The organism is Roseobacter fucihabitans (assembly GCF_014337925.2).
Lineage (GTDB): Bacteria > Pseudomonadota > Alphaproteobacteria > Rhodobacterales > Rhodobacteraceae > Roseobacter > Roseobacter fucihabitans.
In genome coordinates this window covers 2,712,080-2,724,598 of sequence record NZ_CP143423.1, presented here as the reverse complement: position 1 = coordinate 2,724,598, position 12,519 = coordinate 2,712,080, and the positions used below count along the sequence as shown (strand labels likewise).

Sequence of the window (12,519 nt, the reverse complement as noted above, 5' to 3'; positions counted from 1 at the left end):
TCTCCGCTCGGTCGGGACAGGCTAATCGGGCTGGGCCCGCTATTTAGGTGATTTTGCAAAACTCGCGCGCAGGGCGGCGACGGCGTGGGTGTTCATGACCATGACGAGGATCAGCAGGATACCCCAGATCAACTCACGCGCAAAATTCGAGACCTGAAGCATGTTTAGCCCGCTGGACAGGAATTGCATCGACAGCACCGCAAGGATCACGCCGATCACGCGGCCATACCCGCCGTAGGGGTTCACGCCGCCCAGCACCGCGATCAGAACGGCCAGCAGCAGGTAGGAGGAGCCATAATCCGCCTTGGCCGAGTTCGCACGGCTCATGATGATCAGCCCCGCAACAGAGGCAAACATGCCAGAGATCACATAAACCTTGAGCAGCATGCGGTTGATGTCGATGGCAGCATAAAGGGCTGCCACGGGGTTTGCGCCATACATGGTGACCCGCAAACCGAACGCCGTGCGTGTCAGGATCAGATGCAATATGACCGCGAGGGCCACAAACAGGATCAGCGGGACGGGGACGCCAAAAACCTGCGCATTTCCGATCAGGGCAACGGTGTCTGGAAACCCCATCACCGCACTGCCCCCGGTCATCGCAATGGCAAAGCCGGTGAAGACCAGCCCTGAGCCCAGCGTGGCCAGAATGGGCGGCAGGCCGAAAAAGGCCACCAGCGCGCCGTTCAACAATCCGGCAATGGCACCGACGGACATCGCAGCGGTAACGGCCAAAGCAAGCCAGAGAGCGGATTGCGCGGCCGGCATGGAGGGGTCTGAAACCTGCGTCAGGATAAGAGCCGCCGTCACGGCCGACAGGTTTGCAATGCCGACAACGGATAAATCGATCCCACCGGTCATCATGGTGAGGGTCATCGCCAGGGCCAGGATGGCGAATTCAGGAAACTGAAAGGCCATTGACGTGAGGTTTTGCGCGGATAGAAATCTGTCCGGGGAGAGCACCGACATCAGGCCAAAAACGAAAACCGCGATGACCAGCAGGCGGAATTCCGGAGCGGCGGTGATGTCTTTTGTGGGGATGCGTGATGTCATGATGCCCTCATCCTGCCCGTGCGGCGGCCCGCTTGGCCCGGTAGGCGGGAACGCCGGTGCCCAAGAGGATCAGCATGCCGATGGTGACCGATTGCCATGTGGTCGGGATGCCGATGACGATCAGGCTGTTCTGCACGATAACGATGAGTGCAACGCCAAGAAGCGTCCCGGTCAGCGTGCCATAACCGCCGATCAGTCTGGCACCGCCCAGCACAACGGCGGCAATCACCGAGAGTTCCAGACCGACCAGTGAGAAGGGGTCCGCCATGCGCCCGACCGACCCGTGGATGATCCCGGCAAGACCTGCCAAAGCGCCGACGTAGACATAGACAAAAAGCTGTGTCCACCTGACGTTGATCCCGATGCGCCGCGCGCTCTCAACGGATCCGCCAATCGCATAGATTGACCGCCCCAGTATGGTTTTTTTGAGGATAAACCACGTCAGCACGATCACGAAGACCAGCGCCAGGACGGACCATGGAATGGAATAGAAATTCCCGGCCTCGGTGGTGCCGCGCGCCAGAACGCCGCGCGAAAAATCCCGCATGGCGGGGGGCAGGTCCGAGATGCGTTGCGAGCCGATGAAGGTTAGCAGAAAGCCCCGGAAGACCGAGAGCGTGCCCAGTGTTACAATCAGCGTCGGCAGGCCCAGAAAGGCGATGAAAAAACCGTTGATCGCCCCTAGTATCGCGCCGAAAACTACGGATATGGCAAAGATCAGAGGCCAGGGCGCACCCGGCCAGATGGTGAGGAATAGGACCGTAGAAGAATACATCGCAAACACGGCGATGGCGGTGAAGCTGACATCGATCCCGCCGGAGACCAGAACCAGCATCGCGCCGACGGCAAGGATGCCGATGACGATGGCGGCACGCAAAAGGTCCGATACGGTCGTGATCGTAAAAAAGCGCGGGTCCGATATTGTGGCGATGACGCAGAACACCACGATGACACCGGCGACCAGTGTTTCGTTGCGGGTCCAGAAATCCTTGGGCAGCCAGTCGCTCATGAGGCGAGCCTGCGGGCAAGATCATCCTCGCTCACCGATTTGCCGTCCAAAGCGTCAATGATCCGCCCATCGCGCATCACGAGGATGCGGTGGCAGGTGGCGAGGAGTTCGGGCAGATCATCCGAGATCACGATGATCCCGATACCCTCACTGGCGAGGTCGCGAATAATGTGATGGATATCGGCTTTGGAGCCGACATCAACACCGACGCTTGGCCCGTTCAGGATCAACACGCGCGGCGCGCGCGACAACCATCGGGCCAGGGCCACGCGCTGCTGGTTCCCGCCAGAGAGCGATTGCACCGGCGCGTTGAGGTCCGGCGCTTTGACCTTGAGCTTTTTGAGCCAGCCCGTGGCCTCTTGCGCCAATCCACCCATGTGCAGAAAGCCCCCGTTCGTATGGGCATCCAGCCGTCCGATGGCGACGTTGCGCAGGATAGACTGGCTGAGGAACAGCCCTTCGGTCAGGCGGTCTTCGGGGACGTATCCGATCCGTGCCATGGAGGCTGCTTGCGGGTCCCCGAGCGAGACGGGGTGTCCGTCCACAGTGATTGTGCCCGCATCCGGTGCAACCAGTCCAAACAGCGCTTTGGCGACCGAAGTCCGCCCGCTGCCCAGAAGCCCGGTGATGCCAAGGACCTCACCGGCCCTGAGGTCGAAACCGATATCCGCGAAGGAGCCTTCTTTGGTGAGACCCTGCACCTGCATGAGCGTTTCTGCGCCGGGCCTCACGTCGCTGGGCGGCACGTCGGGCACGTCACGACCGGTCATGTGATAGGTCAGGGACTGTGTGTCGAATTCTGACGCGGGGCCTTCTGCGACTTTCTTACCGTTGCGCAGTACGACAACCTTCTCGGAGACCTCGAGCACTTCGGCCAGTTTGTGGCTGACAAAAATCACCGCGACACCATCGTCTTTGAGCATGCGGATGATGCCTTGCAGGCGACGCACCTCTTTTTCGGTGAGCGCTGTCGTCGGTTCATCCATAATAATGAGCTGCGCTTCAGAGGCCAGTGCGCGGCAGATCGCGACAAGCTGTTTTTGCGCGACGGGCAGGGATTCCACACGCGCATCCAGATCAATTGTGACGCCAATGCGATCAAGTGCCTTGCGCGCGATCTCGCGGGCCATGCCGGATTTAAAGAAATGCTCGTGTTTGGAAAGCTGGGTCGCAAAGGCAATGTTCTCCGCAACGCTCAGGTTCGGGAACAGCGAAAAATCCTGAAAGATCACCATCACCCCGGCGGCGGCGGATATGCGCGGGTTCAGGACGGGTCGTTCCTGGCCGGCGATGTGCACACTGCCCTCAGTGGCAGGCTCGACACCCGAGATGATCTTGATGAGCGTCGATTTTCCCGACCCGTTTTCCCCGGCAAGGCAAACAGCTTCGCCCGGCTGGACGGTGAAGTCGACGGAGTCGAGCGCGGTAACGCCCACGTAGCGTTTGGTGATCGCGCGCAGGTCGATGAACGCTGTGTCATGGTCAGAGGACATGAACAACCAACTTGAATTAAATGTGTCGGATAGATGCGGGGCGGCCCACAGACCGCCCCGAAAAGCAGGGGATCAGAACGGGTAGTCAGCCATATTGTCCGCGTTCACGTTGACCCAGGCCTGACCATAGATGACCTTGCCATCCAGCGAGATGCTTTCATAGCCCGGCAGGCCAAGATCCATGCCGTCGGTGACTTCATCGCCGTTCATGACCATAACGGCCAGCTTGTTCATCGCCTCGCCCGCGACCGCCGGATCCCAGAAGCCGATACCATCAACGGCACCGGTTTCGATGTATTGACCCGCGATGGAGGGCAGGGAGGTGCCAAAGACGCAAGAGGCGTCTTCCATGCCGCGCTCTTCGATTGCGCGCCCGATGCCCGCCACATCCGTGGATGCCGAGCCTTGCATGCCCTTGATGTTGGGGAAGGCGCGCAGCACTTCCTGGGCCTTGGTATAGGCCTGTTCGGCATCATCGAAGGTCTCGTTTTTGTCCCCGACCAGCGTCATGTTCGGGAAATTGGCTTCCTGATGCGCGATGGCACCGTCGACCCATTGGTTGTGGGTCTGGGAGGTTAGCGAGCCGACAAACACGGCGTATTCGCCTTCGCCGCCCATGCAGGTGGCCAGTTGCTCCATCAGGTTTGCGCCGAAGTCTTCATTCACAAATGCTTCGAGGTCATAAGTCGTGTTCTGCTGGGCTGCGGCCTCATGCGTGATCACGGCGATCCCGGCTGCCATGGCTCGGCCAAGCACCGGCTCAAGCGCTTCGGGTGACATGGGCACGACGGCCAGGGCGTCAACGCCCTGCGCAATCATATCTTCGATCAGGGCGACTTGCTGTTGCGGGTCGGCCTGTGCCGGGCCCACCTGAAAGGCGTTCATGCCGGTTTCACTGGCAAACTTGTTTACGCCTTCCTCCATGCGGTTGAACCACTGGATGCCCGCAATCTTGACCACGGTGGCGATGTCCTTGGAATGCCCATCGGCTGCAACCTGCGTGCCGAAAAGCGCTGTTGACGCCAGTGCGGCGCTGGCCAACAATTTAAACTGGGTTTTCAATTATTCTTCCTCCCTATGCCCGCATTTGCGGGTCGTTTTCCGAAGTCAGGCACACGCCAGAACCCCTTTGGAATGCGTCATGTCCATGCCGCAGCGTGAGATTGCAATCTGATGACAGCAGCGGTTTGTATAACACTTGTGCATTGACTGCACGTTTGTGACTATATAATCAGTTAACCCTTGGTCAAGTTATTTTGTCGCCGGTCTCCAGGGGTAACTGAACGCGTCATGCTGCTGCACAAACGCCAGGCTGATCATGATATCGCGCAGGCGGCGTGGCTGTATTACGTTGGCAATCTGAGCCAGCAGGAAATCAGCAAACGGCTTGGCATTTCTCGCTTCAAAGTGCTGCGCATGCTGGCGGATGCGCGTGAACAGGGGCTTGTCCGGGTCACAGTTGAGCATCGCACGGCGCGCACATTGTCGCTGGCCGACCGTCTGGTGAGTGCCTTTGATTTGCAGGAAGCGCAGGTCGCACCGATCGAGGCTGCGGCGGGGGATGATGTCCTGGCGCGCAATGCGGTCGCGATACTGGCGAGCGGTTATCTTGCCCGGATCGCGGGGTCGGATGCGCCGGTCACCGTTGGCGTTGGCTGGGGGCGCACGCTATCCGGGATGGCCGATAACCTGACGGGCGTGCGCAACAGCGGTCTGACGTTTGTGTCCTTGATGGGCTCCGTGACCTATGCCTCGCACACGGCTCCGGGCGATGTTTGTGTTCGGCTTGCGGCACAAACGGGGGGGCGGGCAATTCTGATGCCTGCGCCCTTCGTGGCTGACAGCGCCTCAGATTGCGCGCGCATCATGGCACAGCGCCTTGTGCGCGATGCAATGGATGCGGCGCGCGGTGCCGATCACACCCTGATGAGCGTGGGGGAATGCCGTGAAGGGGCCATTCTTTTTGACAGCGATATTTTTAGTGCGGACCAGATCCAGCAGCTGCGTGATGCGGATGTGGTCGGGGATTGTTGCGGCGTATTTTACAAGGCGGATGGGTCGGTTGCGGATATCGAATTGAACCGCTGCACGCCTTGCGTTCGGCCAAACGACATGGTCGGGATGGACACGGTGCTGCTTGCTGGTGGGGCGGGTAAGCTCGCGGCGACGCTGGCGGTCCTGCGGGCCGGCTTCGTGAAAAAACTGCTGGTGGATCAACGGTTGGCGGTGGCACTTCTCGCCGTCAGCGAGAAAGGGAGCGCATAATGGAAGGTTTTGGTGTTCATACGAGCATGTGGACGATGTCCTGGGACAGGGCGGGGTGCGAAAGGGCGGTGGCAAAGGCGGGGTCCTACCGTATGGATTTCCTCGAGATTGCGCTGTTGGACCCTGCGGCCGTAGACGCCGCGCATAGCCGAAAGGTTCTGGAGGCTGCAAAGATGAGGTCAGTGTGCTCACTTGGGCTGCCTGAGCCGGTTTGGCCGTCGCATAACCCAGAGGGCGCGGTGGATTTTCTCAAACTGGCGCTGGATAAAGCCGCGGCCATCGGGGCCGAAGCCTTGACGGGTGTCGTTTACGGCGGCATTGGGGAGCGCTCCGGGCACCCACCCACCCGCGCCGAGTTGGACAACGTCGCCCAAGCCCTCACGCGCGCGGCAAAGCATGCCAAATCACTTGGGCTGCTGTTTGGGATTGAACCAGTCAATCGCTACGAAACCCACTTGCTCAACACCGGCTGGCAAGCGGTTGATATGATTGAACGCATTGGTGCGGACAACATGTTTGTGCATCTCGACACATACCATATGAACGTCGAGGAAAAGGGGATCGCACAGGGTATCATCGATGCGCGCGAGCACCTGCGCTACATCCACCTGTCGGAGTCTGATCGTGGCACGCCGGGGGTCGGCACCATTGCGTGGGACGAGATTTTTGCTGCCCTGCGCGCGGTTGATTTCAAGGGGGGGCTGGCGATGGAGAGCTTCGTCAACATGCCACCGGAAATCGCCGTTGGATTGTCGGTCTGGCGTCCTGTGGCTTCGGGCGAAGCGGAGGTAATGGAGAACGGATTGCCCTTTTTGCGCAACAAGGCGCGGCAATACGGGTTGATCTGAGCGGGATCAAGAAAATACGAGAACTTAAAAGCGACCAATGATTCGCCCAAAACTGCGCCGTGTTCCCACGCTTGTCTAATGAAAGTCTTGGCTCTTGCGTCACACTGGAGCCACGGGCCGGCACGGTATTTCGGCGGGGCGGTGGCGGGGCAAAATAAACCCGCACAACACGTCAACCAACCGAAAAAGGCAAGGTGCGATGCCCCTGATATCTTTCAAGAAGACTTTCTTTTAGCGATGCAATTGGATGCGCGGTGGCTTTGGTCTGGTTGCGGCGTGACAAGATTGCATCGCGCTGTTCTGGGTAGACCGCGCTTTGAGCCATGCGTGCTGCCCCAAGGCAGGCTGCGATCTCGCCTTGTTCGGGGATGTTGATCTCAGTGTCCAAAAGCGTTGCAATCAGTGACACCCAAAACAGGGAACGCGTGCCGCCCCCAACAGCGCTCAGCGATTGTATCGGGACTTTTGCGGCTTTTTGCGCTGTATAAGCGGCGCAAATCTGCATCGCAACGCCCTCTAGGATCGAAAAAGCCAGGTCTGAGGCGTCATGGCCAGCGGTCAACCCGCCGATAAAGCCCTGCGCGTCGGGACGATTATCTGGCGTGCGCACACCGGTGACGGAAGGGCGCGACAAGGGACAGCCCATGATGCCCTTGGTGGCGCGGGCTTGGGCCATTGCGGCCAGGTCTGGCGCCGAGATCGAGGTCAAACGGCTCAACCAATCCAGCGATTGTGTGGCGGACATGACCACGCCCATTGATAAAAACAGGCCCGGTGCCGCATGGGGTGTTGTCAGGATGGCCTGATGGGGTGCCGGATGAAAAACGTGATCTGCGGCACATAATACACCGGATGTTCCGATGCTGAGCGCGGCACGCCCGGACACCGCTGCGCCGACACCAAGGGCGGCTGCGTAATTGTCGCCACTTCCGGCCGCGACAAGCACATTGCCTGGCGTTTTCCAGCGCCTGCACAGGTCCGGTTTAAGCTGCCCGGCCGGATCACAGGATTGGAGGAGCGGGGGCAGGCGTGCGCGGTCCCAGCCGGCGGCGGCCAGCAGTTCGTCGTCCCAATCGCACGTGGCGCAATCCATCAGCATCGTCCCGGATGCATCGCTGTATTCGGTGCATCTTTCGCCGGTCAGCTGCAACACGACGTAGTCTTTTGGCAACATCAGGACATCTGCGGTATCCAAAGCCTTTGGCATGTGTTTTGCCAGCCATAGCAGCTTGGGGGCCCCTAGTCCGGGATCGGGATGCCCGTTGGTGCGCCATCCAATGTCAGGGATTGTGGCAAGCAGCTCATCGCACTCAAGAAGGGCGCGTTGATCATTCCACAGAATGCAGGGGGTGGTGGGCCGATTGTCCTTGTCCAGCAGGACCGGGCCTAACATATGCCCCGACACCGAAATCCCCCCGAGCCGCGCCATCAAATCCGGATCGCTCACGGCAAGCGCGTCAAAGATGTCGCAGGTCAGGTGCCACCATTGATCCGGTTCCTGTTGGCTCCACCCGACATGGGGGATCTCCACAGGTGAGGGGCGGGCAGCGGAGGCAAGGCACGCACCCTCCTCGTTCACCAGCGCGATCTTGATGCCAGAGGTCCCCAGGTCGATACCCGCAAAGATCATGTCGGTGCCGCCAACAGACCACGCGCCGTATGTTCATCCGTGACCAGATGGTTGACGCAGTTGCGCAGCAGGATCGCCTGAATGATTGGGACTTTGTTCATGCCGCCTGCCGCCAGGATCACATTCGCGAGGTCATTCAGATCCGCCAGCTTGATACCCAAGACCCGAGCGTTGATATCGTGATCAATCAGGCTGCCGTCCGCGCGCAGAAAATACCCGATGATGTCGCCAACGGCCCCGGCTTCAATCAGCTCGTTGACATCAATGTCTTCGGGTAAACCATCCGCCAACAACAAAGAGTGCTGCATGTCGCCAGCGGCCAGGGCCAGCCCGTCTGCGCAGCGGATTTTTTCAATGGATCCTTTGAATTCCTGTTGCTGTTCCAGAATTTCGCGCGACGCCAGGCTGGCGGCATAGACCGGTGCTGTGAAATAGCTGTGGGATGCGTTGCACAGGTCAGCCAAGCGCGTCGTAATTTCGTAGCTATTGACGTCGGAGCCTTTGGTGAGCCCGCCCATTACAGAAGTTATTTCAAGGTCGGGGCGGTTCATCGGTTCCATGAAACGGGTCGCCATATTCAGAGTATTGCCCCAGGACATCCCGAAGAGTTTAATATCGGGGCGCTCCAACAGGCGGTTCAGGAATTGCCCCAAGGCCGCGCCCAATACCGTATAAAGCTTGAAATCTTCGCCACCCACCGGCGCTACGGTTGCGGTTTCGAGCCCGTATCTGTGGCGCAGCTGGTCTTCCAGTTCGATGCAAGGGCCAAAGGAGGAATTGATCGTCACGCGCACGATTCCGCGTTCACGGGCCTCGGCGAGGGATTTGTTGACCCTCAAACGGGTGACGCCAAATTGCTTGGCTGCCTGCCCCTGGGTCATGCCCTGCACCTCACAGGCCCAGGCCAGCCGCACCAAAAGCTGCTCGTTGGCATCCAGAATTTCGGTCTTGGATTGGCGCGACATTACAAAATATTCCTATTTTACGGCCCCCATTGTCAGGCCACGAACAAGCTGTTTTGACGCCAGAAGCGCAAAGATCAAGACAGGGATCACGATCAGCGTCGAGGTGGCCATGATCTTGCCGTAGGGCAGGTTGTACCCCTCCATGAAACTGACTGCCATGGCGGGCGCGGTCTTGGCTTCTGATCGGGTCAGGACCATACCGAACATCAGCTCGTTCCACGAAAAGATGAATGCAAATATCGAGGACACAGCGACGCCCGGCATCGCCAGCGGCAGGCAGATTTTTGTCATGATCGTGAATTGCGAAGCCCCTTCAAGGCGGGCCGATTCATCCAGATCATAGGGAATTCCGCGAAACTGGTCGGTGACGATCCAGATGACGATGGGCAGATTGAAGGTCAGATAAATCAGGATCAGTGTGATGTGTTTGTCCAGCATGCCCAGATTGCGCGCGATCAGGAAGAACGGCAAGGCCAGTACAATTGGCGATACCATGCGGTTGGTGATGAACCAGAACCACAGATCTTTTTTACCCCGGAATTCGAAGCGCGCGAGCGCAAATGCTGCCGGCACGCCCAGCAAAACCGCCAGAGCCGTGGTGCTGAGCGCAATCACCAGAGAGTTGATCAGCGTGCGCAGCACACCGTCCTCAAACAGGGCTTCGCGGTAGTTTTGCAGGGTCGGCTCGAAAATCCAAGCGGGTGGGGTTTGCAAAGCGACGATATGCGTCTTCAGCGAGGTTGTGACCATCCAGTAAAAAGGGAACACGCAGATCATTATGATCAGGCTGAGCAAAATGATCTGCCCCCAAAGTGATGGCTGTTTGCGCGCGCTCATGTCAAACCTCCTTGTAGAAAACGCGGATGTAGATCTGCGCCAGAACAATGGTGATGATCAGCAGGATGATCGCCTGAGCCGAGGCGAGGCCCTGATCAAAGCCCCGAAAGCCCACCCTTTGGATCATCAGAGAAATGAACTCGGTCGAGGCGCCGGGCCCGCCTCGTGTCAGCGTGAACACCATGTCGAACAATTTGAGCGTGTCTGCGGTTCGCAGGATCAGGACTGCAACAAGTCCGGGCAGCAGGAAAGGCAGCTGCACGTAACGCAGCACGGTCCAACGGCTTTTCGTTTCCAGCCGCGCCGCCTCCTCGACCTCGCCCGGCACCATTGTCAGACCGGCCAAAAGGACAAGTGCGACGAAGGGCGTCCATTGCCAAACGTCCCAAAAGACAATCATGATGAAGGCGTTCGTGCCATCCCCGATCCAGTTGATATCCGCACCGCCCATGAGCTGGTTCACCACGCCAAATTTCTGGTTGAACATGACTTGCCCCAGCAGGCCGACAACTGCATAGGTCGTTGCCATCGGCAGCACGAGGCTGAGCCGGGCCAGGGTCTTGAGAATATTCAGTCCGGGTTGATGCAGCACCAATGCGATGATCATCCCAAGCCCGATCTGCAATGGCAGCGATGTACCAAGCAAAAAGAACGTGCGCCCCATGGCCTGCCAGAAGACCTCATCGGTCAGCACTTCCCGGTAATTTTCGAGACCAATGAACCTGGCGTTCTTAAGCTTGGTCAGGTTGAAGAAATGCAGCGACGTCCACGCCGCATAGAGCAAGGGCACGATCCCGATTGCGGCAAGCGCAATCACGGCGGGGCCAATGAATGCAAAGATGGTGCGTCCCGAGATTCGATCGCGCATGGGTGCCCCTCCCAGTTTGAACTGATGCGTCAGGGGCCGCATGAAACAGCCCCTGACCCCGTATATTTTATCAGACTATTGCGCGAGTGGCTTGTCGCCGGAATAATATCCCGCTTCTTCCAACACGGCTTCCATCCGCTCGCCGATCTCCATCGCCCCTTCTTCGGTGGTGACCTCGCCAAGCATCATTTTGGTGCCCCACTCTTGCACGATCTCGGTGATTTCGGGCCATTCAGCAAAGCGCGGCCGGAACTCTGGAACACCCTCCTGCCAACTTTCGACCAAGGCGGGAACAAACTTGAACGCTTCAAGCCCGTCTTCCTGATAGACCGATTGACGGGCGGGCACGCCGCCGCGCTCCAAATACGCGCGCGCATTTGCCTTGGACGTGGCCCATTGGATGAACAGATAGGCTGCGGCCTGCTCCGCTTCGTCCGCCTGGCTTGCAACGGCCATTGAGAATCCGCCAAGCGCCGGTTTGCGGCCCGCCGGGCCGGTTGGCTCAGGCGCGATTTCAACGCAATCCGCAACCGTCGAGGTATCAGGCGACACTACAGAGGAGTAAAACGCAGACCATTCCGTGATCATCGCAATGTCACCCTGCGCAAAACCATTGACCACTTCTGCATGGTCATAGGCGACGATACCATCGGGCATGTATTGCATCAGATCCTGACGGAATTTCAGACCCGCCTGGCTCTCCGCGCTCATCAGGTTGGATTTGAAATCTTCATCCAGGAACGAGCCGCCAAAGGGCCAGATCATCCGCGCGAAACTATCCGCAGATTGCGTTTCATTGCGCTTGGACTGCAAGGCATAGGCGTATTTGCCATCCTTTGTCAGTGCGGGGCCATAGATATCTTTCAGCTCTGCCCAGGTCTGTGGCGGTCCGTCAAAGCCGGCGTCTTCGAGCATGCAGCGGTTGTAGAACAACAAGCCTGAATAATTATCGACCGGCAGCCCATAGGTAGTATCGTTCCAACCCCCGAACGCGTTCAGAACAAGCGGGAAAAAGTCGTCTATATCAAGATCGGGGTCAACGGTCTCAGGGAACTTCGCCTGCACATCTGCAAGCGGTAGAATCCATTCATTTTCGGCGAAACTGCCGATCCAGACGAGGTCGATCAGCGCCACGTCCAGGTCGCCCCCTGCGACAAAGTCACGGACCTGCTCGCCCAGTGCATTCTCGTAGGGGTGTTTGATGATGTTGACCTTTATGCCGGTCTCTTGTTCGAACGCGGGCAACATGGCTTCGATGGCCTCATACCCTGGGCGTAGCAGGAATACCACATCAACTGTCGTACCAGCATAGGGTTCGGCTGCCTTCTTCAGGCTCCACCCATGACCGTCAGCGAGAGCCCCGGACGCGAGTGTCGCGGCAAGTGCTGTCGATGCCATTAATGTCCTCAATTTCATGGTGACCTCCCTTTTTAGAATTGGTTGACATACTTTTGCTTCGTGCTGCATACAAATGTAAATGACGGGGCTATGTCAAACATAAATTGACGTAAGGCCAACTTGGACCGAAGCGGGTCGATCAGAGGGAATGAG

At 58.6% G+C, this 12,519-nt stretch carries 11 protein-coding genes; 2 read left to right on the top strand and 9 right to left on the bottom strand.

Annotated elements, in window-relative coordinates; all coding sequences use genetic code 11:
* Positions 1-39 precede the first annotated feature (39 nt).
* From ROLI_RS13325 to ROLI_RS13310, 4 genes are all read right to left on the bottom strand, one after another.
* On the bottom strand, positions 40-1,053 hold the full coding sequence (locus ROLI_RS13325) for an ABC transporter permease (protein WP_187430320.1): 1,014 nt from the start codon (positions 1,051-1,053) through the stop codon (positions 40-42).
* A gap of 7 nt (positions 1,054-1,060) precedes the next feature.
* Positions 1,061-2,062 carry an ABC transporter permease gene (locus tag ROLI_RS13320; RefSeq protein ID WP_187430319.1) on the bottom strand — a complete coding sequence of 334 codons (1,002 nt, stop codon included), beginning with the start codon at positions 2,060-2,062 and terminating at the stop codon, positions 1,061-1,063.
* A complete protein-coding gene (locus tag ROLI_RS13315; protein ID WP_187430318.1) occupies positions 2,059-3,555 on the bottom strand; it encodes a sugar ABC transporter ATP-binding protein in 1,497 nt (498 codons plus the stop codon). The genes ROLI_RS13320 and ROLI_RS13315 overlap by 4 nt, the downstream gene beginning before the upstream one ends.
* Before the next feature lie 72 nt (positions 3,556-3,627).
* Positions 3,628-4,617: an autoinducer 2 ABC transporter substrate-binding protein gene (locus ROLI_RS13310; RefSeq protein ID WP_187430317.1), complete on the bottom strand. Its 990-nt coding sequence runs from the start codon at positions 4,615-4,617 to the stop codon at positions 3,628-3,630.
* Between the two features lie 228 nt (positions 4,618-4,845).
* On the opposite strand from ROLI_RS13310, the gene ROLI_RS13305 reads away from it, so the two are divergent.
* A complete protein-coding gene (locus ROLI_RS13305) occupies positions 4,846-5,820 on the top strand; it encodes a sugar-binding transcriptional regulator (RefSeq protein ID WP_187430316.1) in 975 nt (324 codons plus the stop codon).
* Positions 5,820-6,668, top strand: a complete 849-nt coding sequence (locus tag ROLI_RS13300; RefSeq protein WP_187430315.1) for a sugar phosphate isomerase/epimerase — start codon at positions 5,820-5,822, stop codon at positions 6,666-6,668. Before ROLI_RS13305 ends, ROLI_RS13300 begins: the two co-directional genes overlap by 1 nt.
* Positions 6,669-6,840: 172 nt before the next feature.
* Here the strand turns inward: ROLI_RS13300 and ROLI_RS13295 are convergent, their stop codons facing one another.
* The 5 genes from ROLI_RS13295 to ROLI_RS13275 form a co-directional block, all read right to left on the bottom strand.
* Positions 6,841-8,298, bottom strand: coding sequence for an FGGY-family carbohydrate kinase (locus tag ROLI_RS13295; RefSeq protein ID WP_187430314.1), 1,458 nt, complete (start codon positions 8,296-8,298; stop codon positions 6,841-6,843).
* Positions 8,295-9,263, bottom strand: coding sequence for a sugar-binding transcriptional regulator (locus ROLI_RS13290; protein WP_187430313.1), 969 nt, complete (start codon positions 9,261-9,263; stop codon positions 8,295-8,297). The genes ROLI_RS13295 and ROLI_RS13290 overlap by 4 nt, the downstream gene beginning before the upstream one ends.
* A gap of 12 nt (positions 9,264-9,275) precedes the next feature.
* Entirely contained in the window at positions 9,276-10,100 is an 825-nt protein-coding gene (locus tag ROLI_RS13285) for a carbohydrate ABC transporter permease (RefSeq protein WP_187430312.1), read from the bottom strand.
* Position 10,101: 1 nt separating this feature from the next.
* Positions 10,102-10,968, bottom strand: coding sequence for a carbohydrate ABC transporter permease (locus ROLI_RS13280; RefSeq protein ID WP_187430311.1), 867 nt, complete (start codon positions 10,966-10,968; stop codon positions 10,102-10,104).
* A 75-nt stretch (positions 10,969-11,043) separates the two neighbouring features.
* Entirely contained in the window at positions 11,044-12,384 is a 1,341-nt protein-coding gene (locus ROLI_RS13275; RefSeq protein ID WP_187430310.1) for a sugar ABC transporter substrate-binding protein, read from the bottom strand.
* Positions 12,385-12,519: the final 135 nt, after the last annotated feature.

Excerpts from the sequence above, each read along its gene's own strand:
- ROLI_RS13325 (WP_187430320.1), bottom strand. The coding sequence starts at position 1,053 with ATGACATCACGCATCCCCACAAAAGACATCACCGCCGCTCCGGAATTC.
- ROLI_RS13320 (WP_187430319.1), bottom strand. The coding sequence starts at position 2,062 with ATGAGCGACTGGCTGCCCAAGGATTTCTGGACCCGCAACGAAACACTG.
- ROLI_RS13315 (WP_187430318.1), bottom strand. The coding sequence starts at position 3,555 with ATGTCCTCTGACCATGACACAGCGTTCATCGACCTGCGCGCGATCACC.
- ROLI_RS13305 (WP_187430316.1), top strand. The coding sequence starts at position 4,846 with ATGCTGCTGCACAAACGCCAGGCTGATCATGATATCGCGCAGGCGGCG.
- ROLI_RS13300 (WP_187430315.1), top strand. The coding sequence starts at position 5,820 with ATGGAAGGTTTTGGTGTTCATACGAGCATGTGGACGATGTCCTGGGAC.
- ROLI_RS13295 (WP_187430314.1), bottom strand. The coding sequence starts at position 8,298 with ATGATCTTTGCGGGTATCGACCTGGGGACCTCTGGCATCAAGATCGCG.
- ROLI_RS13290 (WP_187430313.1), bottom strand. The coding sequence starts at position 9,263 with ATGTCGCGCCAATCCAAGACCGAAATTCTGGATGCCAACGAGCAGCTT.
- ROLI_RS13285 (WP_187430312.1), bottom strand. The coding sequence starts at position 10,100 with ATGAGCGCGCGCAAACAGCCATCACTTTGGGGGCAGATCATTTTGCTC.
- ROLI_RS13280 (WP_187430311.1), bottom strand. The coding sequence starts at position 10,968 with ATGCGCGATCGAATCTCGGGACGCACCATCTTTGCATTCATTGGCCCC.
- ROLI_RS13275 (WP_187430310.1), bottom strand. The coding sequence starts at position 12,384 with ATGAAATTGAGGACATTAATGGCATCGACAGCACTTGCCGCGACACTC.